22 protein-coding genes are annotated in these 26,865 nt (G+C 66.0%); 7 read left to right on the forward strand and 15 right to left on the reverse strand.

Features of this window, described 5'->3' with window-relative positions:
• Positions 1 to 25: 25 nt before the first annotated feature.
• From E3T55_RS08295 to E3T55_RS20555, 7 genes are all read right to left on the reverse strand, one after another.
• A complete protein-coding gene (locus E3T55_RS08295; RefSeq protein WP_134519103.1) occupies positions 26 to 562 on the reverse strand; it encodes a DUF7010 family protein in 537 nt (178 codons plus the stop codon).
• Between the two features lie 306 nt (positions 563 to 868).
• Positions 869 to 1,633 (reverse strand): ABC transporter ATP-binding protein, encoded by a 765-nt coding sequence (locus E3T55_RS08300; RefSeq protein ID WP_420897986.1) that lies wholly within the window; start codon positions 1,631 to 1,633, stop codon positions 869 to 871.
• A complete protein-coding gene (locus E3T55_RS08305) occupies positions 1,617 to 2,489 on the reverse strand; it encodes an ABC transporter permease (protein ID WP_134519104.1) in 873 nt (290 codons plus the stop codon). The genes E3T55_RS08300 and E3T55_RS08305 overlap by 17 nt, the downstream gene beginning before the upstream one ends.
• A gap of 15 nt (positions 2,490 to 2,504) precedes the next feature.
• The gene (locus E3T55_RS08310) at positions 2,505 to 4,502 is read right to left on the reverse strand and encodes a glycosyltransferase (RefSeq protein WP_134519105.1); all 1,998 of its coding nucleotides are present in this window, start codon (positions 4,500 to 4,502) and stop codon (positions 2,505 to 2,507) included.
• A gap of 10 nt (positions 4,503 to 4,512) precedes the next feature.
• A complete protein-coding gene (glf, locus tag E3T55_RS08315; RefSeq protein WP_134519106.1) occupies positions 4,513 to 5,679 on the reverse strand; it encodes a UDP-galactopyranose mutase in 1,167 nt (388 codons plus the stop codon).
• Positions 5,680 to 5,788: 109 nt separating this feature from the next.
• On the reverse strand, positions 5,789 to 6,634 hold the full coding sequence (locus tag E3T55_RS20550; protein WP_134519107.1) for a glycosyltransferase: 846 nt from the start codon (positions 6,632 to 6,634) through the stop codon (positions 5,789 to 5,791).
• Positions 6,631 to 7,626: a glycosyltransferase family 2 protein gene (locus E3T55_RS20555; RefSeq protein WP_134519108.1), complete on the reverse strand. Its 996-nt coding sequence runs from the start codon at positions 7,624 to 7,626 to the stop codon at positions 6,631 to 6,633. The genes E3T55_RS20550 and E3T55_RS20555 overlap by 4 nt, the downstream gene beginning before the upstream one ends.
• 133 nt (positions 7,627 to 7,759) lie before the next feature.
• On the opposite strand from E3T55_RS20555, the gene E3T55_RS08330 reads away from it, so the two are divergent.
• Positions 7,760 to 10,246: a cell wall-binding repeat-containing protein gene (locus E3T55_RS08330; protein WP_134519109.1), complete on the forward strand. Its 2,487-nt coding sequence runs from the start codon at positions 7,760 to 7,762 to the stop codon at positions 10,244 to 10,246.
• Between the two features lie 10 nt (positions 10,247 to 10,256).
• On the opposite strand, the gene E3T55_RS08335 is transcribed toward E3T55_RS08330, so the two are convergent.
• The 3 genes from E3T55_RS08335 to E3T55_RS08345 are packed head-to-tail and all read right to left on the reverse strand — an operon-like array spanning position 10,257 to position 14,688.
• On the reverse strand, positions 10,257 to 11,390 hold the full coding sequence (locus tag E3T55_RS08335; RefSeq protein WP_134519110.1) for a glycosyltransferase: 1,134 nt from the start codon (positions 11,388 to 11,390) through the stop codon (positions 10,257 to 10,259).
• Positions 11,391 to 11,392: 2 nt separating this feature from the next.
• Positions 11,393 to 12,682, reverse strand: a complete 1,290-nt coding sequence (locus E3T55_RS08340; RefSeq protein ID WP_134519111.1) for a nucleotide sugar dehydrogenase — start codon at positions 12,680 to 12,682, stop codon at positions 11,393 to 11,395.
• 5 nt (positions 12,683 to 12,687) lie between these two features.
• Positions 12,688 to 14,688: a DUF6541 family protein gene (locus tag E3T55_RS08345; RefSeq protein ID WP_134519112.1), complete on the reverse strand. Its 2,001-nt coding sequence runs from the start codon at positions 14,686 to 14,688 to the stop codon at positions 12,688 to 12,690.
• Positions 14,689 to 14,765: 77 nt separating this feature from the next.
• Between E3T55_RS08345 and E3T55_RS08350 the strand changes: the two genes are divergently transcribed.
• Together E3T55_RS08350 and wecB are read left to right on the forward strand one after the other, a co-directional pair.
• On the forward strand, positions 14,766 to 16,289 hold the full coding sequence (locus tag E3T55_RS08350) for a lipopolysaccharide biosynthesis protein (protein ID WP_134519113.1): 1,524 nt from the start codon (positions 14,766 to 14,768) through the stop codon (positions 16,287 to 16,289).
• Between the two features lie 23 nt (positions 16,290 to 16,312).
• Positions 16,313 to 17,425 carry a non-hydrolyzing UDP-N-acetylglucosamine 2-epimerase gene (gene wecB / locus E3T55_RS08355; RefSeq protein ID WP_134519114.1) on the forward strand — a complete coding sequence of 371 codons (1,113 nt, stop codon included), beginning with the start codon at positions 16,313 to 16,315 and terminating at the stop codon, positions 17,423 to 17,425.
• Here wecB and E3T55_RS08360 read toward each other — a convergent pair.
• From E3T55_RS08360 to E3T55_RS08375, 4 genes are read right to left on the reverse strand one after another with little or no spacing between them, the layout of a single operon-like run.
• A complete protein-coding gene (locus E3T55_RS08360) occupies positions 17,388 to 18,584 on the reverse strand; it encodes a glycosyltransferase family 4 protein (protein ID WP_134519115.1) in 1,197 nt (398 codons plus the stop codon). The genes wecB and E3T55_RS08360 overlap by 38 nt on opposite strands.
• The gene (locus E3T55_RS08365; RefSeq protein ID WP_134519116.1) at positions 18,578 to 19,573 is read right to left on the reverse strand and encodes a Gfo/Idh/MocA family protein; all 996 of its coding nucleotides are present in this window, start codon (positions 19,571 to 19,573) and stop codon (positions 18,578 to 18,580) included. The genes E3T55_RS08360 and E3T55_RS08365 overlap by 7 nt, the downstream gene beginning before the upstream one ends.
• The gene (locus E3T55_RS08370; protein WP_241992951.1) at positions 19,573 to 20,688 is read right to left on the reverse strand and encodes a DegT/DnrJ/EryC1/StrS family aminotransferase; all 1,116 of its coding nucleotides are present in this window, start codon (positions 20,686 to 20,688) and stop codon (positions 19,573 to 19,575) included. The genes E3T55_RS08365 and E3T55_RS08370 overlap by 1 nt, the downstream gene beginning before the upstream one ends.
• A gap of 32 nt (positions 20,689 to 20,720) precedes the next feature.
• The gene (locus E3T55_RS08375) at positions 20,721 to 21,311 is read right to left on the reverse strand and encodes an acyltransferase (protein ID WP_134519118.1); all 591 of its coding nucleotides are present in this window, start codon (positions 21,309 to 21,311) and stop codon (positions 20,721 to 20,723) included.
• A 188-nt stretch (positions 21,312 to 21,499) separates the two neighbouring features.
• Between E3T55_RS08375 and E3T55_RS08380 the strand changes: the two genes are divergently transcribed.
• From E3T55_RS08380 to E3T55_RS08390, 3 genes are all read left to right on the forward strand, one after another.
• A complete protein-coding gene (locus E3T55_RS08380) occupies positions 21,500 to 23,479 on the forward strand; it encodes a DUF6541 family protein (protein ID WP_134519119.1) in 1,980 nt (659 codons plus the stop codon).
• A gap of 68 nt (positions 23,480 to 23,547) precedes the next feature.
• Positions 23,548 to 24,285 carry a glycosyltransferase family 2 protein gene (locus E3T55_RS08385; RefSeq protein ID WP_134519120.1) on the forward strand — a complete coding sequence of 246 codons (738 nt, stop codon included), beginning with the start codon at positions 23,548 to 23,550 and terminating at the stop codon, positions 24,283 to 24,285.
• Positions 24,282 to 24,731 (forward strand): DUF2304 domain-containing protein, encoded by a 450-nt coding sequence (locus E3T55_RS08390; RefSeq protein ID WP_134519121.1) that lies wholly within the window; start codon positions 24,282 to 24,284, stop codon positions 24,729 to 24,731. Before E3T55_RS08385 ends, E3T55_RS08390 begins: the two co-directional genes overlap by 4 nt.
• On the opposite strand, the gene E3T55_RS08395 is transcribed toward E3T55_RS08390, so the two are convergent.
• The gene (locus E3T55_RS08395) at positions 24,728 to 25,921 is read right to left on the reverse strand and encodes a glycosyltransferase family 4 protein (RefSeq protein ID WP_198418538.1); all 1,194 of its coding nucleotides are present in this window, start codon (positions 25,919 to 25,921) and stop codon (positions 24,728 to 24,730) included. The genes E3T55_RS08390 and E3T55_RS08395 overlap by 4 nt on opposite strands.
• A 129-nt stretch (positions 25,922 to 26,050) precedes the next feature.
• Between E3T55_RS08395 and E3T55_RS08400 the strand changes: the two genes are divergently transcribed.
• Positions 26,051 to 26,836, forward strand: coding sequence for a glycosyltransferase (locus tag E3T55_RS08400; protein ID WP_134519122.1), 786 nt, complete (start codon positions 26,051 to 26,053; stop codon positions 26,834 to 26,836).
• The last annotated feature ends 29 nt before the right edge of the window (positions 26,837 to 26,865 follow it).

Below are 26,865 nucleotides of genomic sequence, written 5' to 3' on the forward strand. Positions count from 1 at the left end.
CCTCAGGCCGGGTGCCGGCAGCTCGTCAGCGGTCGGCTCCCTCGGCCCGAAACAGCAGCCCCGCGAAGACCAGGAACACGGCGGCGCCGAGCCATCCGCTGACGGCGCCGAGCTCGGGCACGAAAAAGAGCCCGACCACCCCGAGTGCGATCAGCACCCCGGCCAGCACCGCAAACATCCGCATGCCGTAGAGCGAGATGAAGACGAGGTAGTGCGCGCCCACGATGATCAGCGCCGCGGGAAAGAACAGCACGGGCTCGTAGCTGCCGAGGGCGACCGCGACCAGCAGTCCGAGGGGAACGGTGAACGCCGACTGCATCGCGAGGGCCGCCGACGGATGCCCTTTCGGCAGCGAGGTCGGGCCGCCCAGCAGCGTCAGCACGAGGGTGCTGACCGGGAAGATCAGCATGCCGCCGAAGAAGAGCGCGAACATGCCGGCGGCGACCGAGCCCCAGGTGAAGACCGCGCTCGCCGCCGCCCAGACGACCGCCGACACGAGAGGTCCGGTGAATCCTGAGCGGTAGATGCGTCGCACGTCGGCCTGTGCTTGTGAAACGTCCATGTGGTGCTCGCCGATCCGGCCGCACTGGGCGCGGCCACCCCGGGCACGCACAGTCAACGCCCCGACTCGATCTTGGCGCACCGCAACGCGCCTCGCGAATCGTCGGCCTGCATCCGCTACCCAGGCCCCCGGCCAGCGACACGAAAGCAGGCCGCGACGCTCACAGACCCCTAATTGATCCTGCGTTCAGCCACATGTTACCAATCCATCGTGCTTTCGCGACAGCGGATACCGAGCGCGGCCAACCGCACAGCTCGGCTGCCACGGCCAGTTCGAGCGGAGACGGCCCGCGTCTTCTGGGCACCGTTATTCCTGGGCGCGCATCCGGGCGACGGCCTCGTGGGATTCGCCATCGAACACGACGTGACCCTTGTTGATCAGGATGCCGCGATCGCAGAGATCGGCGACCATCTGCAGGTCATGGCTGACAACGACGAGGGTCTTGCCCGCCGCGTGCAGTTCGCGGATCTTGGCGAGGCACTTGCGCTGGAACGGCTCGTCGCCCACCGACAGGATCTCGTCAACGAGAAGAATATCGACCTCGGTGTGGATGGCGACCGAAAAAGCCAGGCGCAGAAACATGCCCGACGAGTAGTGCTTGACCTCGGTGTCGATGAACTTGGCGATCTCGCTGAAGTCGACGATGTCGTCGAAGCGGGCGTCGATCTCCTTCTGAGACATTCCCAGGATGGCGGCGTTGAGGTAGATGTTCTCGCGCCCCGACAGATCCGGGTGAAAACCGGCGCCGACCTCGATGAGGCCGGCAACCCGACCGCGGGTGAGCACCTCGCCCCGATCGGGCTGCAAAACGCCGGAGATCAGCTTGAGCAGGGTGGACTTGCCGGAGCCATTGAAGCCCATGAGGGCCACGGACTCGCCCTCGTGAATGCGAAAGCTGACGTCTTCCAGTGCGTTGAAGCTCGAGGTCAGCGGGCGACGGCGCAGAGCGGCGATGACCGACTCCTTGAGTGAGTGGGTGTGTCGCAGCAGGAAGGTCTTGTTGATGCTCGTCGCGATGATCGCGAGCCGCGTCTGCACGGCGGCTTGAGGTTCGTCAGAGGTCCTGGGCAAAACGACGCTCCAATTTGCGAAAGACGAACTGTCCGAACGCCAGAATGGCGAGCGATATCAGCAGTGCGAAAAGGCCGTACATCAGCAGGCCGTCGGGGGACTGGCCGGCACCGTTCGTGGTCGGCAGCCAGAAGCCGGCGTGCAGCAGCTCGACGGCCGCGGTGAGCGGGTTGAGCTGGTAGATCACCATGAGCCACTCGGGCAGCACCTGGGCGACGAGCGCCGTCTGGTAGAGCACGGGGGAGGCCCACGTCGCGACGAGCACAATGAGCTCGACAAAGTTCTGGGCGTCGCGGAAGGAGACATTGACCGATCCGAACAGCAGGCTCAGACCCATTGCCAGCACGATGATTATCACCAGACCGAGAAGAACGCCCAGAATCTGAACGATGCTCGGACTCCACCCCACAAAGATGCAGACCACACCGAGCACGAGAACCTGCGGGAGAAAGTTGACGAGGGCCACGAGTGTCGAGGACACCGGAAAAAGCTCACGCGGCAGGTAGATCTTCTTGATCAGGGCGGCATTGTCCACGAGCGACCGGGTGCCGTTGCTGAACGCTTCGCTGAACAGATTGACCATGATCAGGCCCGAGAACAGGTAGACCGGATAGTTGGGGATGCTGCCATTGAGCTGCAAAAAGACACCGAGCGCAACGAAGAACACGAGGAACTGGGTGACCGGCTTGACGTAGGACCAGAGCCAGCCGAGCACCGAGCCGCGGTAGCGAACCTGAACCTCTTTGCGTACCAGCAGGTTCAGCAGGTACCGCCGACGGACGACGTCGACCAAACCGGCCCCTTGCCCCGGACGAACAAATCCCGTGAGATCGTCCGTCGAAGTGGATTGTGTCACCGACTGCGCTCCGGGTTAGGTGTGTGCGGGGGTGGCCGCGGGTGCGGCGACCGGGGTTGCTGCCGGCGCGGTGCGCTCGACGCCCAGGGTGCGGCGCCAGGACTCTTCGGACGTCATGACCGTGAGGTTATCGCGGTACAGCTTGCTCAGGCTGCTCCACTGACGGCGGTAGCGCAAGTTCTTCGTGAGGCTGGACCACAGAAGCGACCGGAACTTGGCGCGATCGCGAACGTGCCAGGCCACTCCGGAGCCTTCGGCATTGGTGATGGCGACGCTGTCAAAGTTGGGAACGACCCACCAGGGGGCCGCGCGCGACAGGTGCACGTCGGGTCGCTGGTCGCTTCCGGCGTGCGGCTTGGTGAGCCCGTGGCGCAGGAAATTCCTGAGCAGGAACCGGTAGACCTTGCGCCCGCGCAGCGGGCTCTCTTCGTTGCCGATCGACGAGGTCAGCGGAAACTTGTCGAACTGACTGAGGTCGCCGATGAGCTGGGATTCCCGGTACTTCTTGGAGAGTGCACGAATTTGCGGCAGGCGGGTGGTGAGCTCCTTGTGCAGAGAATCGGGGCCGGCCAGTACGCTCTCGTAGGCGAGCTGGCGCAGCTTGACGGTGTAGTAGTCCATCGTGAGCAGGTGGCGCACGTCGCTCGCGAGGTTCGCCAGCGCGAGGCGGCCACCGTTCGGGTGCGGGGAGTGCAGCAGCGCCGCGATCAGCCGGTTGCGCGCGTGGTAGAACGCCTGCCAATCTCGAGAGTCGTCCTTGTCGACCCAGGACACGTGCCAGACGGCCGCACCGGGCAGGCTCACGGTTGAATACCCGTGTTCCTCGGCGCGCAGCGAGAATTCCGCGTCGTCCCACTTGATGAAGACCGGAAGCGACAGTCCGATCTCACGAATGATTTCGACCGGAATGAGGCTCATCCACCAGCCGTTGTAGGCCACGTCGAAGCGCTGGTGCATCCAGGTGGTCTGACGCAGGTTGGACGCCGTGAAGTCGTGCCGGCTCGGCGTGATCGGCCCCCACAGAAAGTTATAGCTGTCGATGGACTCGGCGAAGGCGTGCAGCTTCGTCTTGTCGTACATGTCGAACATGTGGCCACCGACAATGGTCGGCGACGTGCACAGACGGGCAAACGTCAGGGCGCGACGGATGCTTTCCGGCTCGGCCACGACGTCGTCATCGAGCAGCATGACGTAGTCGGAGGTGCCGGCGCTGATGGTCTCGAGCATTCCGCGGGAGAACCCGCCCGAGCCACCAGCGTTGACCTGGTCAATGACACGCAAACGCCCGCCGAGGGCCGATTCAACCTCCGCGAATCCGGCCTCCTCACGAATTTTCTGCGAGCCCTGGTCGACGACGAGAACGGTATCGATACCGGCGAGGGCGTCAGGGTCGGACGAGATCGTGCGCAGCAGTTCGACGCAGTACTGCGTGCGATTGAGTGTCGTGATCGCAATCGTGAGCTTCTTCGTGCTTTCGACGAGTTCCTGGGCGGGCGGTGCCTGCCATTCCGCCTCGGTCAGCGCGAATTCTGCGCTGCGGCTGACCAGATCGAACCAGTACCAGCCGCCGTCGATGAAGTAGTCGAAGCCGAGGTCGAAGTCGGTGGTCGTGTCGGTGGAGACGGACACGGAATCGACCATCTGGATCACGCCGCGCGCGTTGGAACGGTAGACGATGACATCGCCTTCGCCGACGGTGGACACGCTCAGGCGCACACCGTTGATCTGGGTCCAACGCCGCCAGTAGCTGGCCGGGAAGGCATTGAAGTAGGTTCCCAGCGACACGCGTTTGTGCAGACCGGGCTTGAGTCCGCGTCGTCCGTCGAGCATCGGACCCATGTTGTGGTGGGTCAGCCGCAAAGAAGTGGACTCGACATCGTCGGGCCCGCCGCCGCGGCGTTTCTTGGCTCGAACGACCTGACTCCACTCGTCGGGGTCGACGTACAACGGGGTGACGTCAAGGTCAGACGCCGCGGGAAAGACAACTTTTTGCAAAACGATGGGGTTTGACATTGCTCCGGCCTTACTTCGTGCCCGCGCCGAGCAGCGGCTTGAGCTTGTTTTCGTACATGGTGAGTGCTGAGCCGATGGCCATGTGCATGTCGAGGTACTTGTAGGTACCGAGGCGGCCGCCGAAGAAGACCTCGGTCTCGCCGTCTTGCAGCGCGCGGTACTTCAGCAGGCTCTCGCGGTCCTCGGCGGTGTTGATCGGGTAGTAGGGCTCGTCGGCGCGGGTCGCAGCGCGGGAGAACTCCCGCATGATGACGGTTTTGTCGGTGGGGTAGTGAGCCCGTTCCGGGTGGAAGTGACGGAACTCGTGGATGCGCGTGTATGGCACCGTCGCATCCGCGTAGTTCATGACGGGGGTGCCCTGGAAGTCGCCGATCGGCAGCACCTCCTGCTCGAAGTCGAGCGTGCGCCAGGTGAGCTCGCCGCCCTGGTAGTCGAAGTACCGGTCGACCGGGCCGGTGTAGACGACCGGGATGCGTCCGACGACGCTCTTGCGGTTGATTTCCTGCGTCTCATCGAAGAAGTCGGTGCCCAGGCGCACCTCGATGTTGGGGTGATCGGCCATCCGCTCGATCCACGCGGTGTAGCCGTCGACGGGCAGGCCTTCGTGGGTGTCGTTGAAGTAGCGGTTGTCGTAGTTGTAGCGCACGGGCAGGCGGCTGATGATTTCGGCCGGAAGTTCGGTCGGTGAGGTCTGCCATTGCTTCGCCGTGTAGTCGCGGATGAAGGCTTCGTAGAGCGGGCGCCCGATGAGGGAGATGCCCTTCTCTTCGAGGTTCTGGCTCTCGCCGGTGGCGAACTCGGCGGCCTGGCCGGCGATCAGCGCGCGGGCTTCGGCGGGCGAGTAGGCGGCGCGGAAGAACTGGTTGATCGTGCCGAGGTTGATCGGCAGTGGAAAGACCTCACCGCCGAAGTTGGTGAACACGCGGTGCTCGTAGTTGGTGAACTTCGTGAACCGGTTCACGTACTCCCACACTGGCTCGTTCGACGTGTGGAAGAGGTGGGCGCCGTACTGGTGCACCTCGATTCCGGTCTCGGGTTCGGGAGCGCTGTAGGCGTTGCCGCCGATGTGGCTGCGGCGATCGATGACGACCACCTTCAAACCGAGTTCGGTCGCCACCCGCTCGGCGATGGTGAGGCCGAAAAAGCCGGATCCAACGACTACGAGGTCAACCGTCATACGAAATATTCCTTAGTGCTCGGTACTGCGTGTGCTCGAAAAGCGTGCTCGGCAAAGCGGATGCGTCACAGCAAGGATCAACGATACCCGATGCCGCCTGAGGGCTTCTCTACAGCGCTCGCGAGCGCAAAATGAGGGTGCGGTAGAAATATCGGCGCACCGGCTCCGGGATCAGGCGATAGCCGCCGCGCACAGCGACGTTGCGAACGAATTGTCCGGTCGAGGTGAATCCGGAGCGCCGAAACGCTCGTTGCAGTTGCAATTCGCTGGCCAGCAGCTTCAGCCCGCCCCGGCGTCTGTAGGCCCCCGAACTGACCCGGTATTTCACGAGCCGCTCCGTGGTGTTACGGGCCCGCGCACCGCCGGCGATCATGCGCGCGAAGAGCCAGTAGTCCTCCATGAGGCCGAGCGGGGCGTAGCCCCCGGCTGCGGCCACGGCGGATTTCGTATAAACGACCGTCGGGTGGTTGAACGGGTCGTGAAAGCGTGCGTAGCGGGCAATGTCGGCCGCTGACGTGGGGGGATTGCGCTCGGCGCCGGCGATTTCCGTGCCGCTCGCGTCTTCGCTGAACTCCCACATGCCGGAGCCGACCAGGTCATGACCGGCGGCGATGAGCGGAATCTGGATCGCGAACCGCTCGGGAAGGGAAACGTCGTCGGCGTCCATGCGGGCGACGACATCGTTCGTGCAGGCGGCAAGTCCGGTCGTGAGCGCGACCGCGAGACCGGCATTCTCGCTGATGCGTACGTGTACCACCGGAACCGGTGAGGTCTCAATCAACCGGACGATTTGCGCGGTGAGTTCGGCACCCACCGGTCCGTCTTCGACCAGCACCACTTCACTCGGCCGCAGCGTCTGGTCATGCACGGAACTGTGGAACGAACGCCGCAGGTAGGCCGCCGAGTCCCCGTGGTAGACCGGAAGCAGCAGGGAGAATGCGGGGAGGTCGGTCATCGAGCTGCCGGCCTGACGGCGCCCTCGAAGCGTGCAATGTCGCTCGTTGCGGGCTCGAGGTCTGCCAGAAAGACCGCATTCGGTCTGGGCGCGGTGCGGAACCCGTCGCGCAGTCCGCGCCGCAGCCCGTCGATGAGCGTCGGTCGATCCGTTGATCGCAGCATCGTGCGGGTCCAGCGTATGAGAGAGGCGCCGATATACAGCGGGACCTCCCACGGGGCGAGTGCGCTCGAGCGGCGAAAGAGCCAGAGTTTGTTGCGCACCTCGTAGTAGAACCGCGGACCGGGATCAACGTCGGTGCTCGCGAGCGCCTTGGTCTTATGCGTGACGATGCTCTTCGGGCAATACACGCCAAGTCCGTGCCGCAGCAGGCGTGCCGTGAACTCGAAGTCGTCATTCCAGATGAAGTATTCGGCAATCGGCAACCCGCTGTCCGATACGGCATGAGCGTCGACGAGCGTCGAGACGAAGGAGGACGACCGCACCGGAATAGCTCCGATGGTCTCGGCGGCCGCTCGCTCGGCGCGACCGAGGAAGGGCTTGCGCCGGGGGGTGTTCATGGGGTGGTCTGAGCCATCCGTCCAGAGCACCCGGGAGGCGAGCACGACGGGCTTTCGCGGGTGGCGGTCGCGAATGCTGAGCAGTTCGGCGAGGGCCGTGGCAGAGGGGATCGTGTCGTCGTCCATGATCCAGACCAGATCGGCGGCGTGGGTGCTGATGGCCCGTTCGATGCCGACGGCGAAACCACCGGCGCCGCCGGTGTTGCGGGCCAGACGCACCACGTCAACGCTCGGGTACTTCTCCGCCGCCAGGTCTGCGGATCCGTCGGTCGATGCGTTGTCGACGACGACAATTGAATCGAGTTCTCTGGTCTGGGCCGCAAGGGCCGTCAGGGCCTCGAGCATGAGGTCGCGGCGGTTGTAGGCGACGACTACGGCTGCAATGCGCAACTTAACGTTCTCCAACTCCGGCCAGTCGACAGCCCTGGCCATTCGGCAGGTCTGACGCAAGGCACAATCTGTCCATATTACACCGATTACGCCCTCAGAGGAACAAAATCGACCAACGCTAGGTACGATAGATGAGCGGGCGCTGCCACGCGAAGACAAGTCTTGGAGAACCACAATGAACCTCTTACTCCGGACGGTCTCGCTTGTCGTGGCCCTGATCGTGATGATTGGCACCCTCGTTGCCGTTGACACCGCGTCCAACTCGCCGGCAGCACAGGCTGCCAGCGGTGAAGGCTTTAACGCCGGCAACATCATCAGTGACAGCATTTTTTACAATAGCGGCACGATGAGCGCAGCCGACATCCAGTCCTTCCTGAACTCAAAGGTGGCGAACTGCGCGAGCGGTTACACCTGTCTCAAGGATTACCGTGCCGATTCGACGAGCCAGCCCGCGCGCGCCGCCGGTTGCGCCGCGTTCGCCGGTCGATCAGGCCTGAGTGCGGCCCAGATCATCTCCGAGGTCTCAACGGCCTGCAGCATCAATCCTCAGACGCTGCTGGTGCTTCTCGAAAAGGAGCAGGGACTGGTCACCAGAACCTCTCCCACCGACGGCATCTATCGCAAGGCGACCGGCTACGGCTGCCCCGACACGGCCGTCTGTGACTCCGTCTACTACGGCTTCTTTAATCAGGTCTACAACGCGGCCTTCCAGTTCAAGAAGTACCAGGCCTCGCCAGGCGGACGCGGCTACCAGGCCGGACGTACCAACACAATTCAGTGGCACCCCAACGCGGGGTGTGGCAGCTCGCAGGTCTACATCCAGAATCAGGCCACCGCAGGGCTGTACCTCTATACCCCGTACCGCCCGAACCAGGCCGCCCTCAATAACATGTACGGCTCCGGCGACGGATGCTCCTCGTACGGCAACCGCAACTTCTATCGAATCTTCACGGACTGGTTCGGCGCGACTCAGGGAGTGGCACCACACGGTGAAATGGTTGCTCTCTACAACACGGGCGCCCTCGGGCTCGCGGTGACGGGTCCTTTCGTGTCGTCAATCGGCGTTGAACAGCTCTTCCAGAGCGGCTGGGCGTACTGGAGCGAGTCGTCGGGAGCCTTTCTGGTCGCCGGAGCTATCGGCAACACCTACCGGGACAAATCCGGAACGTCAGGCGGCCTCGGCTTCCCCGTTGCAGCGGAACGCTCCGAGGCCAATGGAGGCGCGAGTCAGCGCTTCCAGCGCGGCTGGTTGTACTGGAGTGACCGCACCGGGACGCATCAGACCAGTGGTGCCATTGCCGACAAGTACCTCGCATCCGCCGGCCCGGCCGGTGGCCTGGGCTATCCGATGACCGACGAGACGGCTCTCGCCGGTGGCGGATCCAGCCAACAATTCGAGGGCGCCTACATCTACTGGAGCGAAGCGACCGGAAACCAGTCGGTGTCCGGTGCCTTGGCCAGCCGGTTGATCGACATCGGCGGTCCCGGCAGCGGCATCGGACACCCCGTTGCCGATGAGTCAGCGGCCGCGAATGGCGGCACCCGCCAGCTGTTCCAGAACGGCTCGCTCTACTGGTCAGGCGGCACCGGCGCCTTTGAGGTGCTCAGCCCGCTCGATGCGTCTTACCAGCAGTCCGGAGGCCCGGGCGGGGCGCTCGGCTATCCCACGAGCGGTACCCGGGTATTTGCCGAGCAGGAGTTCGAACAGGCCTTCACCGGCGGCTTGCGCCAGTGGTCGGTCGCGAACGGGTTCCTCGCTGTGCCGGCCGTCACCCAGGTGGGCGGCGCAGACCGGTACGCGACGGCCGTCGCAATTTCCCGCGAGGGCTTTGCCACCACCGCATCCACGGTGTACATCGCAACCGGCGCCGACTTTCCGGACGCGCTCGGAGCGGCTCCGGCCGCCGCGAAGCAGGGAGCGCCACTGCTTCTGGTCGAGACCAATGCGCTGCCCTCCGCTGTGGCCGCCGAGATCTCGCGATTGAAGCCCGCGCGGATCGTCGTCGTGGGTGGCGAGAGTGTCGTCTCCGCTGCCGTTGCGAATCAGCTTCGCACGCTCTCACCTCGAGTCGACCGGCTGGCCGGAATCGACCGGTTTGAGACGGCCCGCAAGGTCATCGCGGATGCCTTCCCGAATGGAGCCGCACACGCCTACGTCGCAACCGGCTGGGATTACCCGGATGCCCTGACCGCCGCGGCGGCGGCAGGAGCCAAGGGCGTGCCGGTGGTTCTGGTTGACGGCAGGGCCGCAACGGCCGGCACGGCGACCACTCAGCTACTCAACACCCTCAAGGTAACCAAGGCCACCATCGTCGGAGCTTCCGCCGTCGTTTCTGATGGCCTCGCGACGTCGATCACCACCTCGAGCCGTTCCGTTGAACGGCTGGGCGGTGTCGATCGCTTCGCGACGGCCCAGCTGGTGAACGAGTCGGGTTTCCAGAGCTCGGCACGGGTCTTCTACGCGACCGCATACGAGTTTCCGGACGCCCTCGCCGGAGCAGCCCTCGCGGGTGCGAAGAAGTCGCCGCTGTACGTCGTCGAAGCGGGGTGTGTTCCCGGCGACGCCCTGTGGGACCTGGACCGTCTGGGCACGCAGACCGTCACCCTGCTCGGTGGTACCGGAGCGCTCGGAGCGAGTGTGAAGTCACTGCGGCGCTGCTGACCCTCACCGGTTAGGTGTCGGCCACGGCTGCGTAGTGCTCGTCGAGTTCTACGCAGCTGAGGCTGAGGCTGCGACGTGTGTGCACGAAGTCACGTGCGGCGTAGGCCATTCGCAGATACTCGGAGTGTTCCAGGCGCAGAACCGTTCCGATCGCGGACGCGAGCGCCCGCGCATCCCGTTCCGGAACCAGCAGCCCGGTACAGTCGGCGAGCATCATCTCGGGGGTGCCGCCGCTCGCGTACGCGACGACGGGAGTTCCGCAGGCCTGGGCCTCGAGCAACACCAGACCGGCTGCTTCCCGTCGGCCGCGGTGCTCCTGGGCGGGCAGCACGACGACCGTGGCACGGCGCATCCACTCACGAATCTGCGTGCGGTCCAGTGCGCCCAGCAGTCGGATGTGTTTGTCGGCCGCGGTGTCGGCGGCCAACTCGTCGGCCAGGGGGCCGGTGCCCACGAGAATGAGCTGATGCTCGACCGTGCCGGTGAGGCGCCGGGAGGCCCCGATGAGGTCGTGTGGACCCTTGTTGGGGCTCAGACCGCCCACGAACAGCACGACGGGCCGTTCGTCGAGGTGCGCATCACTTTCCGGGCCGGGGGCTGCCGGCGCGAAGTACTCGGTATCCACCCCCTGATAGTGCACGTGCACACGACGGGAATCGAATCCGGCGTGCACGGCGGTCGCGGCGAGAAATTCGCTGACCGCCAGAAACCGGGCGCTCGTCTGTGTGGCCGCCGACAGGTTGTGGCGGTGCCAGCGCTCCAGCGCAGACCGGGCCGGTCGGTCGGCGAGCATGACGTCATAGCCATGCAACGTCGTGATCATCGGAACCGACAGCGCACGTGCCACCGAGGCGGCGGGGGTGCACCAGGTCGCGAAATGCTGGTGAACAAGGTCCGGATGGTATCGGCGCACCGCCCGGGCCATCAGGGGCAAGGCCAGCGGCGCGAGCGGCATTCGGTAGCGAAAGGGCAGGACCCTGGTCGGGCTGGCATCGTGCACCCCCACGGTGACGTTCTCGTCCCGCACGTCGGCGGCCAGCGCGAACACGCGAAATTCGTGTCGGGCGGCCAGCCGCTCGGCATGATCAACCACGAAATAGGTCGGTGGAATACGCAGAATGCTCGTCGTGACGGCGATCCGCACGGCTAGGGCCGACCGATCACGGCGTGCGTGATACCCGTCCAGAGTTCAGGATCGGTCAGTCGTCGGCCGTCGAGAAGGGTACGGATGCCCGGCAGATCGGCCGGCGTCAGGGTGCGGTACTCCGCGTGGTCGGCCTGCACGATAGCGGCGTCGACCGGCTCACCGAGGTGATACGGGGACAGGCCGAGAGCGACGAGCTCGTCGTCACGGTAGAGCGGGTCGTGCACGACGACACGGGCGCCGCGGGCCGCCAGACTGTCCCGTGTCGGGAACACCCCGGAAAAGGCCGTCTCCTTGACGCCGCCACGGTAGGCGGCGCCCAAAATGAGAATGGTGGCACCGGCGAGCGGGCCATGTTCGCGCTCCAGCAGGGCGGCGGAGTACTCGGGCATGGCCGCGTTCGCCTCTCGGGCCGCGCGCACGACCGTCGCGTCGGGGTCGTTCCAGAGGTACAGGCGAGGATAGACCGGGATGCAGTGGCCTCCGACTGCGATCCCCGGCTGGTGAATATGGCTGAACGGCTGTGAGTTGGCGGCCGTGATGACCTCGTAGACGTCGATTCCGGTCGTGGCCGCGTAGCGGGCGAACTGGTTCGCGAGGCCGATGTTCACGTCACGGTAGGTGGTCTCGGCCAATTTCGTCAGCTCGGCGGCTTCGGCGGATCCCACGTCCCAGACACCATTGGGCCGGGACAGGTCGGGCCGCGGGTCGAAGTCGAGCACCGACTCGTAGAACGCCACCGCCCGCGCGGTACCGGCCGGGGACAGACCCCCGACGATTTTGGGGTATTTGCGCAGGTCGGCGAAGATCCGCCCGGTCAGAACGCGCTCCGGCGAAAACGCCAGGTCGAAATCTACGCCCTCGGTGAGGCCGGAGACTGCTTCCAGCATCGGCTTCCACCGCGTGCGGGTCGTGCCAACGGGGAGCGTCGTCTCATAGAGCACCAGGGCGCCGGGCGTGAGGCAGGATCCGAGCGATCGGGTGGCCGCATCCATCCACTCGAAGTCAGGTCGGGCGTCATCGTCCACGAAGAGGGGTACGACGACGACGACGACGTCGGCGCCGGTGACGGCCTCACGGTAGTCCGTCGTTGCGCGCAGCCGACCGTCGGCGACGAGCGCGGTGAGCTTCGCCTGCAGGTGGGCTTCGCCGGGGAACGGTTCGGTCCCCGCATTGATCTGCCCGACGGTGCGCTCATTCACGTCGACCCCGATGACCTGATGGCCCTGTTCGGCGAACTGGACGGCGAGCGGAAGGCCAATTTTACCGAGGGCGATGACGGCGATGTGCACGAGGATTACTCTTTCTGCGAGGCGGATGCGAGCCCGGGCGGATTCAGTCCGCAGGCGGTGACGGCATAGAGGCTCGCGGACCCCTCGGTGGCGACGAGGGTCACCGCGTCAGAGGCGGCCAGATCGCGAAACCCGGGGTAGAGGCGGCTGCGGGGATCGTCGCCGAAGATGTAGGCCGTGCCGAAGTCAAGAACGTATTGCACGTTGAGATCGACGATCTCGGGGCAGACCGCGTCGACGTCGGTGGCGAGGTCCTCGGCGATCGCCCACCGATCGTCACCGTAGGCACCGCCGAGGTGCGAGAAAAGCGCCTCACGCCCGGTGTAGGCGTAGACCAATCCGCTGCCGTTCCACGGGTTTCCGGCGATGACGGCATCGGCCGGCGCGATGGCATCGACGAGGTCGAACATCGCCATCTCGTTGGGGGTCACGAGCTGAGCCTGGTCGAAGAGCTGATAATTCACCGTGATCCGGTCACGGGCGTCGGCGATCGATATGGTCTGGGTCAGCGGAATGAGAAGTGCGACGAGAATCACGGTGACCGTGCCCGTCACCCAGGTGGTGCGCCCACGCCTCGAGCGTGAGTCGAGTGCACGGGTGATGCACGCCGTGAGCGCGTCGATCAGAACGGATGCGCCCAGAACCGCGAGCGGGATCGTCAGCAGCGGCAGCATCGCGGCGAGCCGGGTCCAGTCGTTGTACCAGAGCCCGGTGATTCCGGTCCGCAAACTCCCCTCCGGCCACGCGGCGGCAACCACGTAGAGAAAAACGAGGAGCGCGTACGAGAGGCTGAGCCACACGAAGCGCCGGCTCCGAAACGACACGATAATGCCCGCGAGCGCCAGAAGGCTCACCGCGATGGCCGGTTCGTAGCGCAGCGGCCCGTTGAACAGCGCCTCGCCGACGGCCTGGGCCACCGTCTCATAGGGCTGCCAGGCGTTGTCGCTGGTTGCGCTCAGGGTCCAGGCGGCTACGCCGAGCCCGCAGCTCAGAACGAGTAGCCCGCCGCCCAGGATCGTGCGCCTGCGTCGCACAACGCGGTTCCGGGCGGCACCCACCCAGATGCTCAGGCCGTGAACGCTGAGGGGGAGTGCGACGACGAGGAGCCCGAAGACGGCGCTCGGGTGGGCCAGGCCCATGCCGCCCAGCAGCCAGAAAAACAGCAGCCACCGACCCCACGGCTCGAGCAGGGGTCGCGTGCCGACGCCCAGCGCGATCACGAGGGTGCCGAGCACGAGAGGGAGCAGCGAAAAAGCGAGCAGTACCGGGTAGAGCACGCCCCACTCGACCAGCAGCAGGGGGAAGGCCGCAAAGGCGGCGCTGAACACGCCGGTGAGTACGAGTGGGTAGGATCGCGGCCCAAACAGCTGCCGCGCAAGAAAAATGCAGGACAGGGGCCAGACCAGGCACGCGACGGCGAACGTCGCGGCCGTCGACGCGGCGGGTATCGACAGGGCGGTGACCTGAACGATGACGGCCACGATTGCATGCCACACCGTGGGGTAGAAGCCACCGGAGCTCTCCGGTGTGCTCACCGTCATGGTGAAGGGCGACGCATCCAAGGTCTGCAGCACGTGCTGCACGGCGTTGAGATGAAAGCTCGCGTCGTAGGTTTGCGAAGGCCAGTCGGGTACTCCGATGCCCACCTTCAGCGGGATGGCGATGAGAATGGCGCCCACCGACAGCGCACCGAGCGCCGCGTAGAAGGTCGTGCCCCAGGCTGCCGTATCGACGACCGCGGGCAACGATCGAAGCCACCATCGCCGCAGAAACAGCACGGTCAGTGTGACCGGAACGGTGACCAGCAGTGGAGTGTACGGCTGCCAGGGCAGACCGAGCAGGGAGGCCGCGATGGAGGAGACGGCGATGGCCGCGACCGAGGCGCCCACGCCCAAACCCAGCAGCGAGATGCCGCGTGCTCCCGCGGCATAGGCGATGGGCAGGCCCGGCACGAGCAGAAGCAGAATGGCCGTGAGGAGTGCGGGCGCCAGGGCGAACCAACTCACGAACTGGACCTCACATTATTCGAACGGCACTCCTCGCGTGCTGACGCACACTTTCGGACTACTTGAGACTACTTGATGTGCCGTCTGGCCCCATCACGACCGCTCCGGCGGGCGTCCTGCCGGGGGCGCGGCGCACCGGCTACGCTGGTACCCATGCTCGTCGCGGTCAGATTGTGCTCGTCGTTGGCGGGACGCCGGTGAGGCGCGTGCTCGTCGCCGGTGGATTCTCGCTGACCAGCGTGGTGGCCCAGGGCCTGACTCGGCTCTTCTACAGCATCCTCATCGCACGGTTTCTGGCGCCGGGATCGTTGTCGGACACCAACACCGTCATCTCCATCGCCATGTTTGCCGCGTTGCTGTGGCCGTCATCCGTTGCCAATGCCTCGACCATGTTCGTGGCGCGAGCGCGCGGCGCCGCGGATCCGGCTCTGGAACACGCGACCACTCGATTTCTGAAGCGGCGTGCCCTGCAGAGCAACGCGGCGCTCGGCCTGCTCGCCGGGGCCTACTCGCTGCTGTTCTTCGCGCCGGGGGAGGCGCTGACGGCGGGCTTTACCTTCGCCATCGTGGTCGGCTTCGGCCTGTCGTCGTTTGTGCGCGGGCTGCTGTACGCGACCGACCGGGTGCCGCGGGCCGCGTTCCTCGACGTTGCCGCGCTTCTCATGGCCCTCTCCGGCCTCGCCGTGGTCATCCGGATGCGGGCCGATGACCTGCTGCTGCTGCCCCTGGCGAGCGGTTACGCTCTCATCATCGTTATCGGCTGGCCCCGATCTGACCGTACCAACGGTCAGGCCCCGCGTCGGGAGATCGACCGCTTCGTGTTCTGGGGCATCGCCGGCATGGTCGCGACCGGTGGCTTTCTGCAGCTCACCATGATCATCGCGCACGCATCCGGCACGCCGACCAGCAGCGACCTCTACGCGGCGGCCCTCACCCTCGCCACGCCGGCGGCCATGCTGACCTCCGTGGTCTCCCTCGTCTTGTTTCCGAGTCTGGCCCGCCTCGTCGGCAGCGGTGACCAATCGGGAGCGCAGCGGCAGACCGACCTGGCCATGCGCGGACTCGCCGCGGTGCTGGTCGCCGCGTTTGGCGCGCTGACCCTGCTCGCGCCCCCGTTGCTGAGCGTGATCTACGGAAATCAGTTCTCCGGGGCCTCCGCAATTCTGGCCACACTCCTGATTGCCTCACTGCTCGGCGCGCTGTCCGGGCCGGCAGCGGATGCGCTCGGCAGCCGGACCGCGGGCGGCATCCGCGGGCTGGCCATTTTGCGGGTGGCCGGCTTCGGCATCGGGCTGGTCGCGTGTCTGACGCTGGGCTCGCTGCTCGGCGCCCTCGGTGTGGCGCTGGGTTACCTCGTGGGAATGGTCGTCGCTGGTCTCGGATCCATCATTTATGCCTGGCGGCGCCTCGACCTGCGGTGGGGAGCACTGTCTGCACGCTTCCTCGCGGGGATGGTCCTGCTCGCGGTCCTGCTGGGTGTGCGTGACCTCGCTACCGGCACGGCAGCTATTCTGGGCCTGACAGCGGTGTTCCTCGCGGGCTGGGCACTGATCTCATTGCCGGATACCCGTCAACTGGTGCGGCTGGGCATTCGACCGTAACCTGTGCGAGGTAAACTCGGCGGATGCGAATTGTCAGCGTGGTCGGTGCGCGCCCGCAGTTTGTCAAGCTCGCACCCATCGCTCGGGCGATGCTCGGGCGGGCGGAGCACCTCGTTGTGCACACCGGCCAGCACTACGACCAGGCCATGTCCGAGGTCTTTTTTCGTGACCTCGGCATTCCGGCTCCCGACCTGAACCTCGGTGTGGGGTCCGGCTCACACGGCCAGCAAACTGGCGCCATGCTGGCCGGGCTGGAAAGCGCATTTGAGCGGTTCCGACCGGACTGGGTACTCGCCTACGGTGATACCAATTCCACTCTCGCGGCCGCGCTCGCCGCGGTCAAGCTGCACCTTCCCGTTGCCCATCTGGAGGCGGGGTTGCGCTCGTTCAACCGGCGCATGCCCGAGGAACACAATCGGGTGCTGACCGACCATGCGGCGGACCTCTGTCTGGCGCCGAGCGAGGTCGCACTGGCCCATCTGCGGCGGGAAGGTCTCGGCTCACGCAGCGTTCTGATCGGCGACGTCATGACCGACGTGCTCTACCGGGTGCGGGATCAGCAGCACCTCACGCCCGTGGCGCTGCCCCTCGGTGTCGAGCCCAAACACTACTACCTGGCCACGATTCACCGCCCCGACAACACCGACTCCGCGGAGCGACTGCGGGCGATCGTGGATGGGCTGGCCCACCTCGACCATCCGGTGCTGCTCGCCGTGCATCCAAGGCTGGCCGCGCGCGCCGCCGAGCACGGCCTCGATCTGAATGTGGGTGCCGTACGCCCGATTGCGCCCCTCGGCTACCCAGAGCTCGTCAACGCGGCGCAACACAGCCTTGGCGTCGTCACCGATTCGGGTGGCCTGCAAAAGGAAGCGTTTCTGCTGCGGGTTGCGTGCACCACGATCCGTCCGGAAACCGAGTGGACGGAGACCGTCGAACTCGGCTGGAACACTCTCGTCGACCGGGATCTCTCCGCGCTCGGTGAGGCGGTGCGGCGCCCCACACCCCCCGCGACGGATGCCCAGCCATACGGAGACGGTCACGCCGCCGAGCGAGTGGTGACAACCTTGCTGAACGCGACGGTGCTGGACGCGAACGCGCCTAGTGCGACCGTGCTGAACGGCCCCGGGTCGCACTAGCGAGCACGGCGTCGGCGGCCCGCTGTCCGGTGACTCGAAGGGACGCGTTGCTCTCGGCCCAGTCTGATCTGGCCTGCTGCAACCGTGCCCGTGTTCCATCGCCGTGCTCGTCGATGGCGGCACCCATCGCGGCGGCAACGGCGTCAACGGTGTAGTCGGCGCCCCAGCCCAGGGCGTTCTGATTCACCAGTTGGGCGCCGGCTCCGGCCCCGGCAAAAATGACGGGGGTTCCACACGCGGCCGCCGCGTAGATCTTGGTCGGTTTGGCGAAATCGTAACCCTGCCCTGGTTTGATGCTCGCGAGGGCCGCCGTCGCGCTGCGCAGCCAGAGTGCGGCCACGTCGGGCGGTACGACGCCTCCGAACGTGACGGTAGTCAGCCCGAGACGCGCGGCCGTGGCGCGCAGGGCCGACTCGTCAGAGCCCTGGCCGAAGAAGCGCAGTTGTGCCGTGGGGTGGGACTGCACGACACGGGACATGGCCTCGAGAAAGACGGAAGCGCCCTGCCATTCGGACATCGTTCCCGTATAGACGAACACGGGACCCGGTGTATCCGCGAGAGCACCGTGGGGGGTGAATAGCGCGGTGTTGATGCCGTTATTGGCGACGCTCAGTCGCGCGGCGTCGACGCCGAACTGTGTGACGCGGGCGGCTACCTCGTCTGACACGGCGATGATGGCATCGGCGTGACGAAAAACGAACCCCTCAACGGCCCTCATGATGCGCTTGATCACTCGGGGAACGGCCAGGGCGTTGAGCGCGTCGGTCCAGATGTCGGCCGCGTAGTACACGTAGGGTCGGCGTTTCAGCGCCGACACGAAGCTCACGACCACGCCCGTGGTCGGCGGCGGCTCCGAGACGATGACATCGGCGCGCCTGAACAAGAGGCGAAACAGCAGCGGCAGGTCAAAGCTGAGGTATTGCACGTAGCCGCGGACGTTTCCCCCGGCGTCCCGCAGCGCCGGAAAACGCGACACGGTCACGCCCGCGGAGTCCGGCCCGATTCGGGCGGTTCGGGGCGGGGTCGTGGTGACCACCTCGACCTGGGCGCCACGGGCGACGAGTGCGTCGGTGAGCGCCTGCAGGCGGAACGATCCCGCGCCGACTTCCGGCGTGAACAGGCGCGTGGCGAGGACAACCCGCGCCGGCCTCACTACCATGAGCCGACGGTGATGCACTCGCGCAGCCGCGCGGACCGCAGCACCGACTCGGCGACGCGCAGAGTGGCGAGGCCTTCTCGCATGGACACTGTCCAGTTGTGTTTGCCGAGCACGGCATCGCGAAAGGCTTCGAGTTCTGCGCGCAGGGGCTCACGTTTTGCCAGTGCGAAACGGGTGACCGAGCCCTCTGACACGCCGCGGAACGCCGCCACCGAATCCCATTCCGTGGCGATCGTGCCGTTCTCATGAAACGTGAGGTCGGCGCTGACGGTGTCGGCGACATAGGATCCGCGTTCGCCGGTCACGACGGTGATGCGCTCCTTCATCGGTGAGAGCCAGTTCACGAGATGGTTGGTGATGATGCCGTTGGTGAGGCGTCCGGTGATGGTCACCATGTCCTCGTGCTGGCGCCCGCTGCGTGAGGTTGTCTGGGCGAAGACCGTGTCGTAGTCACTCTGCGTCAGCCACGCCGTCAGATCGATGTCGTGGGTGGCGAGATCCTTGACAACGCCGACATCCGCGATTCGTGCCGGAAACGGGCCCTGTCGTCGCGTCGCGATCTGGTAGATCTCACCCAGGTCGCCCGACATGATGCGCTGACGCAGGCTCTGCAGCGCCGGATTGAACCGTTCGATATGTCCGACGGCGCCGATGAGGCCACGCGATTCGAAGGCTTCGGCCATGCGCTGTCCGGCCGAGCTGGTGCTGGCAATCGGTTTCTCCACGAGGGTGTGCACGCCGGCCGCCGCAAGCTGCAACGCGATGTGCTCGTGGTCATCGGTGGGAACGGCGACCACGGCCATGTCCAGACCGATGCCGATGAGCTCCTCCACGCTGGCCGCGAGAGTTAGGTCGCCGATCACTCCGTGGGTGTCGCCGTAGGCATCCGCTACCCCGACGAGTTCCAGTCCCTCGGTGGCACGCAGCACCCTGGCGTGGTGCCGTCCCATCATGCCGAGGCCGATCAGGCCGACTCTGAGATTGGACATCAGGCACCTGCCCGGCTGAGGGCGTTCACGGCGGCGACGATGCGGTCGAGCTCCCGTGCGCCGACCGAGGGGTGCACGGGCAGGGACAGCACCTCGCGTGCGGCGCGCTCGGTGACGGGAAGATCGTCGTCGGTGTCAAACGAGGCCAGTCGGTGCACCGGCACCGGGTAGTAGGTTCCGCAGCCGATTGCGTATTCGGCCCGGAGCGCGGCGGCGAAACCGTCGCGGTCCTCGGCAACGCGAATCGTGTACTGGTGGAACACGTGGGTCATGCCGGGCGCGATGCGGGGCGTGAGAACGGATGTGAGGTGCTCGCTGAGGTAAGCGGCGTTGCGCTGTCGGGTGGCTGTCCAACCGGCGAGCTTGGTGAGTTGAACCCGCCCGATCGCGGCGTGAATATCGGTCATCCGGGCGTTGAACCCCACCATTTCGTTGTGGTACTGCCGGTCCATGCCCTGATTGCGCAGCAGGCGCACTCGGCGTTCCAGATCGGGATCGCCGGTGCTGACCATGCCGCCCTCGCCGCTGGTCATATTCTTCGTGGGATACAGGCTGAACATCGCAAAATCGCCGAAGGTCCCCACCTGACGGCCGTTGACGGTCGCGCCGTGAGCCTGCGCGGCGTCCTCAAACAGTTTCAGGCCACGTGACGCCGCAAGGGCGCCGAGCCCGGCAACATCCGCGGGGTGACCATAGAGATGCACGGGCATGATTCCCACGGTGCGTTCGGTCAGCACCGACTGCACCGATGCCGGATCAAGACAGAAATGTTCGGGTTCGATGTCGGCGAAGACGGGGCGCGCCCCGGTCAGCGCGACCGCGTTGGCCGTGGCCGCGAAGGTGAAGGAGGGCACCACGACCTCGTCGCCGGGGCCCACTCCGGCGGCGAGAAGTCCCAGGTGGAGTCCGGCCGTACCCGAGTTCACCGCGCAGGTCGGCAGCCCGCCGGCCAGAGCGGCCGAAAATTCCGACTCGAACAGGGCAACTTCGGTGCCCTGTGCGAGCATGCCGGAGCGCAGCACGGCGTCAACGGCCAGACGTTCGTCGTCGCCGATGATCGGGCGTGCAGCGGGGATGAATTCGGAGTCCCGATTCACCGTGTTCGTGTCAGTCACAGCGTTCGATTCAGTCACAGCGTTCGATTCAGTCACAGTGCTTCTTTCAGCTGTCCGTTGTCGGTCAGGGTGTATCGAGCACCGGTCTTCGGACATACCCAATGGCCGTCGGCCGCCACGAGGGGCACACCGGCCCGGCCGACCCAACCGATGCGTTTCGCGGGTGTTCCCGCGACGAGCGCGAAGTCCGGTACGTCCCGAGTCACAACGGAACCGGCGGCGACGAGGGCCCAGCGCCCGATCGTGACGGGCGCAACACACACCGCCCGAGCACCGATGGAGGCGCCGGTGTGTACCGTCACGCCAACGGCCGTCCAATCGTCCGCACTTTTCACCGATCCGTCGGGCGACACCGCGCGCGGATACTGGTCGTTGGTGAGAACCACGGCCGGACCGATGAAGACCCCGTCGGCAAGTACCGCCGGCTCGTAGATCAGCGCGTAGTTCTGAACCTTGCAGTGTGCGCCGAGCACCGCCCCCGGGCCGATATAGCTTCCGCGGCCGATGACACACTCGCTGCCGATTCGGGCCTGTTCGCGGATCTGGGCCAGATGCCAGATCTTTGATCCGGTTCCGACGATGGCACTGGCGTCGACGTCGGCACTCGGCGCAACAAAGATCACAGAGCGATCACCTTTCGGGGTGTGACAGGCACACTTTGACGATAAATAGTGGGTGTCGAACCTATCACGCGGTTCGAGGCGAGCCACGATCCTGCCCTTGCTATGCTACATCTCGTGCAAATCATGATGTTCACCCCCCAGCCGCCAGCCGACAATTCGACGGGGCGCGCGTGAGCTGGGCGGCAACGGTGCCAGTATTTCTGGTCACCATCGGGCTCCTGTTCGTGCCGGGACTGCTCATCGGTCTTGCTCTCGGTGCGCGTCGGCTGACTCTGATTGCCCTCGCGCCGGCGTTCACAACGTCGGTGCTCGCCGTGACGGCCCTCGCCAATCAGTTCGTCCCCTTTCGCTGGGGCGTCGTTCCGGTGCTGGTCACCGCGGTCGTGATCGCCGCCGTCGTGTTCGGGGCCGCCCTGCTGTGGCGTTCCCGGCTCGCCACCCCGGTTGAATCGTCGGGGACGAAAACACTGTGGCTTGCCGGAATCGCGGGACTCGTCTTCGCCTTCGTGGCGATCGGGCGCCGTTTCATGGACATCGTCGGTGAGCCGAACCATATCTCCCAGACGTTCGACAACGTCTTTCACCTGAATGCGATTGCCCACATCATGGATACCGGGCAGGCGTCTCCGCTGCTGATCGGGACCCTGTCGGCCGACGCCGGCGGAAAGATTGCCTTCTACCCCGACATCTGGCACACCCTGGTGGCCCTGGCCGCGGACCTGTCGGGCGCGACAATCCCGGTCGCGATCACCGTCGTCAATATGTCCATCGCCGGCCTCGTCTGGCCGCTCGCCTGCATGTTCCTGGTTCGTCGGATTCTGGGGCCGCGTCCGGTAGCGCTGCTTCTGGCGGGAGTCTTATCTGCCGGCTTCGCTGCCTTCCCATACCTCATGATCGACTTCGGTGTTCTCTACCCGAACCTGCTCTCCCTGAGCCTGCTCCCCACTGCCCTGGCCGTTGTCGTCATGATTGCCCGTATCGGCGCGGCAGGCCGGCTTCCGCTGCCGGCGCTGTGGGTGGCCCTGATCGGAATCCTCCCCGGCATGGCGCTCACCCACCCGAGTACGCCGATCGCCCTCATCGCGTTCGGCGCGCCCATCGCCGTCGCGGGACTGGTACGTCACTTCCAAGGGCTTCGTCGACTCGGTGCCCGCGCACCGCGCTACCTTTTCTCCGTGGCGTTGGCGCTCGCCGCGCTCGCCCTGGCCGTTGTCGCCCTGCTCGTGGTGCGCCCGTCGATGCCCGCCGCGTTTTGGCCACCGCGCGAATCCATCGCATCCGCCGTGCTGGCCACGGTCAACAACTCGGTCGTGGGTCGTCCGGCTGACTGGGTGATCGCCGCACTGCTGCTTCTCGGCGTGTGGGCCATGCTGCGAGGCCGCACGCATCGCTGGCTGGTGGGGAGTTTTCTCATCGCCGCTGCCCTCTATGTCATCTGTGCCAGCTTTCCCGTCGGTGTCTTTCGCTATGGCTTCACCGGCACCTGGTACAGCGACAGCTTTCGACTCGCGGCCCTGATGCCGGTTGTCGTACTTCCGCTCGCCGTGGCGGGGCTGGTATGGCTCGTTGACGCCGTCTCGTCGCTGGCCGAACGCCGGTTGGGCAAGAAAACGGACTCGAGAGAAGGGGCACTGCGGCCGCGATCGCGCACGGGCCTCGCGGCAACCGTTGCCTCCGCCGTCGCGGTCGTCGCGGTGGCCGTGGCCACCCAGACCGGGTCGGCATTGGCCTTCGCCACCGGCGCGGGACAGGACGCCTACACGTTCACGGCCCAGTCCCCGCTGCTGTCGCCCAACGAGGCCACGCTGCTTGACCGCCTCGATGACAACGTGCCGGAGGACGAGCTGGTGGCGGGCAGCCCCTGGACCGGCGCATCGCTGGTCTATGCCCTGAGTGGTCAGAACGCCCTGCTGCCCGCAATTCTGGGCGACCGGGACGCGAACACGATCATCCTCATGCAGTCGCTGCGGGACGCCGACACCAATCCCGCCGTCTGCCCGGCACTCGACGCTCTCGATGTGAGCTATGTCCTCGATTTCGGCGAGCAAGAGGTGCACGGCGCCATCGACCAGATCGGCGGGTTCGCCAACCTGGAGACCTCGTCGGCCGTCGAGCTCGTCGATCGCGAGGGCACCGCGAGCCTATACCGCGTGACCGCGTGCGATTGATCCCGGGTGATGCGACCGCAGCGCGCGGCAAGCCGAGACCTCTGGCCTCTTTGTTAGGATCATAAGTTATGCAGTCCCGTCTATTGAGCACCCTGATCGTGATGCCGGCCTGGAACGAGGAAGAGTCCGTGGCGGATGTCGTCGCGGAGGTCTTTCGCAGCCTCCCCGGAGTGCACTGCCTGGTTGTGGATGACGGCTCGACGGACCGAACCGCCGTCGTCGCGCGTGCGGCCGGAGCGACGGTCGCGACCCTCGCGGTGAACCTCGGTGTCGGCGGTGCCATGCGGGTTGGCTTTCGCTACGCCCTCGAGAACGGTTTCGACTACGTGGTTCAGGTCGACTCAGACGGCCAGCACGACCCACAATCGGTGATCAGCCTGCTGCAGGCCCTGGACGACGCCGACGTCGTGCTCGGAGCACGCTTTGCTGGTGCCGGAAGCTACCGGGTGACGGGGCCGCGACGCTGGGCCATGGTCGCTCTCGCCGGGGTGATCAGTCGCCTCGCGCACACTACCCTGACCGACACGACCTCGGGATTCCGGGCCAGCGGCCCGCGAGCGGTTCGCCTGTTCGCCGCGCACTACCCCGCCGAGTATCTGGGAGACACGATCGAATCGCTCGTCATCGCTGCCCGAGCGGGCTGCGTCATCCGTCAGGTACCCGTTGTCATGCGTGAGCGCAGCGGCGGCGTGCCCTCGCACGACCCCGTGAAGGCGGCAATCTATCTGGGGCGCGCCGGCATGGCGTTGCTGCTGGCGCTGATGAGGCCTCGAATAGTGCTGGCCAGAGGGGAGGCGACGTCATGACGCTCGCATCGTACCTGTTCGGAATCGTCGCCGCGGTTCTCATCTTTGTCGTCGTCATCGAGATGCTGCGTCGACACCAGCTGCGCGAGCGGCACGCGACCTGGTGGCTCATTGCGGGCACGCTCGCGCTCGTCGGCAGCGTATTTCCGGTCACCGTCACCTGGGCGTCGCGAATCGTCGGCGTTGAGCTGCCGGTCAACCTGGTCTTCTTCGTGAGTCTGATCATTCTCTTTCTCGTCTGCCTGCAACAGAGTGCCGAGCTGACGAGTCTGGAAGCCAAGACCCGTACCCTGGTCGAGGTCGTCGCCATGCAGGACCTGCGAATCCGGGCGTTGGAGGCCGCGTCTGCTTCGGGGTCCGCCGCGCCGGCCGCGCGCTCGGACCACACGGAGCGCACCGAGCAGCCCCGACCGGCACAGCCCGGCCAGCTCCCCGAAGCCGGTTAGGCGCGCGGAGACCTGGTCGACGCCGATTCCACGAGGCTGAGGTACTGGGCGGCTCTCTGCGGCCACGACCACTGACCCAGCAGGCTCGCGGGATAAGCCGCCGCCGGGTACTGCAGGGCCGCGAGCATCGCATCAGCCAGGTCCTGTGCCGCGCGAGTGCGTACGATCCGAACCGGGGCGCCCTCGGCGAAGAGCTTGGCTGCGCCCGGCACATCGAATGTCACAATCTGGCAGCCGCCGGCCAGAGCCTCCAGCAGTGTCGTCTGAAATCCCTCGGCGAGGGTCGTCGGGTTCACGAGAATCGCGCCGGTGAGAAAGTCGCGCACCTCCCCGGCGTTGACGTAGCCGTGCGTGCGAGCGATCTGGGTCAGGCCGAGCTCGGTGATCCGGCGCTTCACCGCGGGCATGTCAGCCCCGTCGCCGAGAATGTCGACGGTGAAGGGTCGGGCATCGCCGCTCGCGGCGAGCAGCGCGCACGCATCCAGCAGCCGGTCCCAGCCCTTGCCGGGAACCAGGCGCCCGACGAAGACGAACCGCCGTGTCGGCGTGACCTCGGCGGGCGGTGCCGGACGGTCGTCGAGCGTGATCGCGTTGTAGAAAAGTTCGGCTTTCACGCCCGCGAGGCGTTCAACGAAGGCGACGACCTGCTCCGACACGCCGAGCACTCTGGTCGCCCCCCGCAGGGTTCGCCGCCCCAGGGTAATGTCCACGGCGCGACTCGCGATCGCGATGACGGGGGAGACCCCGCGCACGAAGTCCGAGCCGTGTTCGGTGTGAATTACCGGCACGTTGAGGCCGCGTCCGACGCGAAGTCCCACCCATGACATGGGGAAGAACCGGGTGTGGGTCGATACCGCTGTGACCCCGGCCTGCCGGAAGAGGCGAACCAGCCGACGTGAGGTTCCGAAGGCGGGAAACGACATGACAGAGGCGATCGGAAAGTGGCGTCGCATCCGGTGCACCGAGATGCCGTTTTCGATGCCGTGCTCCGCCAGCTCGGCGAGAGTGATCACGGTGACGCGGTGGCCCTGACGGATGACCTCATCGGCGAGATCGGAGATGTGCCGTTCGATGCCTCCCACCCGTGGCGGGAAGCTGTTCACAATGAAGAGGATGTGTTGGGGCGTGAGGTCTTTGGGCAGTACGTGCACGGTCGGTTCTACTCCCGGTGTTTGGCGTATGGCATCCACGAGGATTGAATAGGTCCTGGCATCGTAGTGAAACGCTTACGGATCCAGCGGTGCCAGTATACGGGGCGTGACGGCCGCCACGTCGTCGGTTAGCCTTGTCCACGTCGTCTCAACAGAAGGAAAGATTCAGTGCGCGGTGTCAGCGTGATCCTCCCGACCGTCCGACTCGACGCATGGCTGGACGAGGCGGTCTGGTCGATTTTGGGTAATACCGGCGTTGACGTCGACCTCGTGGTCGTACACGACGGGGTCGTACCGGATCGCACCCTGAGGTGGGCCACGGATCCCCGGGTTCAGCTCGTGCACCACCCCGAACGCCTGGGACAGACCCGCGGCATGATGAGCGGACTCGCGGTCGCGCGTCACGATCTCATTGCCAGACTCGACGCCGATGACCTGTCGTCCGGCACCAGACTGAGCCGCCAGGCGGCGTACCTCGACGCCCATCCCGAGACCGTTGCGGTTGGCTCCCGGGTCATGCGCATCGATAACGCCGGAGTCGACGGCAAGGAGATGGTGTTTCCGGCCGGGGCGGACATCCGCTCTCATCTGCTGTTCGCGAACGTCGTGGCGCACTCCTCGCTGATGTTCCGGCGAGACGTCGGCCGCACAGTGGGCGGTTACGACCCCACGCTGCGGCAGATGGAGGACTACGACTTCATCCTGCGGCTCGCCGCGGTGGGCCCGATCGCGAACCTCGACGAACTCCTGACCCGGTATCGGGTGCACCCGCAGCAGACCAGTCGTGGTGCGCCGCCGTGCGGGCACCACATCGATCAGGTGATGCGTGGTCGAGTCGCCCTTCGCCGCGCGCTGAAGGCCCCGCTGCTGGCGTCGACGATCAAGAACCTCGTGTGGCGGGCCGTGCAGTTCGCGCGGTACTACCGAGTCATTCGCCCGGGCTACGAACGCTAGGCGCGGGGCGCGGCGGGAGCGTGGGAGAC

The organism is Cryobacterium frigoriphilum, from assembly GCF_004403305.1.
GTDB classification, from domain to species: domain Bacteria; phylum Actinomycetota; class Actinomycetes; order Actinomycetales; family Microbacteriaceae; genus Cryobacterium; species Cryobacterium frigoriphilum.

Excerpts from the sequence above, each read along its gene's own strand:
- E3T55_RS08295 (WP_134519103.1), bottom strand. The coding sequence starts at position 562 with ATGGACGTTTCACAAGCACAGGCCGACGTGCGACGCATCTACCGCTCA.
- E3T55_RS08310 (WP_134519105.1), bottom strand. The coding sequence starts at position 4,502 with ATGTCAAACCCCATCGTTTTGCAAAAAGTTGTCTTTCCCGCGGCGTCT.
- glf (WP_134519106.1), bottom strand. The coding sequence starts at position 5,679 with ATGACGGTTGACCTCGTAGTCGTTGGATCCGGCTTTTTCGGCCTCACC.
- E3T55_RS20550 (WP_134519107.1), bottom strand. The coding sequence starts at position 6,634 with ATGACCGACCTCCCCGCATTCTCCCTGCTGCTTCCGGTCTACCACGGG.
- E3T55_RS20555 (WP_134519108.1), bottom strand. The coding sequence starts at position 7,626 with ATGGCCAGGGCTGTCGACTGGCCGGAGTTGGAGAACGTTAAGTTGCGC.
- E3T55_RS08330 (WP_134519109.1), top strand. The coding sequence starts at position 7,760 with ATGAACCTCTTACTCCGGACGGTCTCGCTTGTCGTGGCCCTGATCGTG.
- wecB (WP_134519114.1), top strand. The coding sequence starts at position 16,313 with ATGCGAATTGTCAGCGTGGTCGGTGCGCGCCCGCAGTTTGTCAAGCTC.
- E3T55_RS08360 (WP_134519115.1), bottom strand. The coding sequence starts at position 18,584 with ATGGTAGTGAGGCCGGCGCGGGTTGTCCTCGCCACGCGCCTGTTCACG.
- E3T55_RS08365 (WP_134519116.1), bottom strand. The coding sequence starts at position 19,573 with ATGTCCAATCTCAGAGTCGGCCTGATCGGCCTCGGCATGATGGGACGG.
- E3T55_RS08385 (WP_134519120.1), top strand. The coding sequence starts at position 23,548 with ATGCAGTCCCGTCTATTGAGCACCCTGATCGTGATGCCGGCCTGGAAC.
- E3T55_RS08390 (WP_134519121.1), top strand. The coding sequence starts at position 24,282 with ATGACGCTCGCATCGTACCTGTTCGGAATCGTCGCCGCGGTTCTCATC.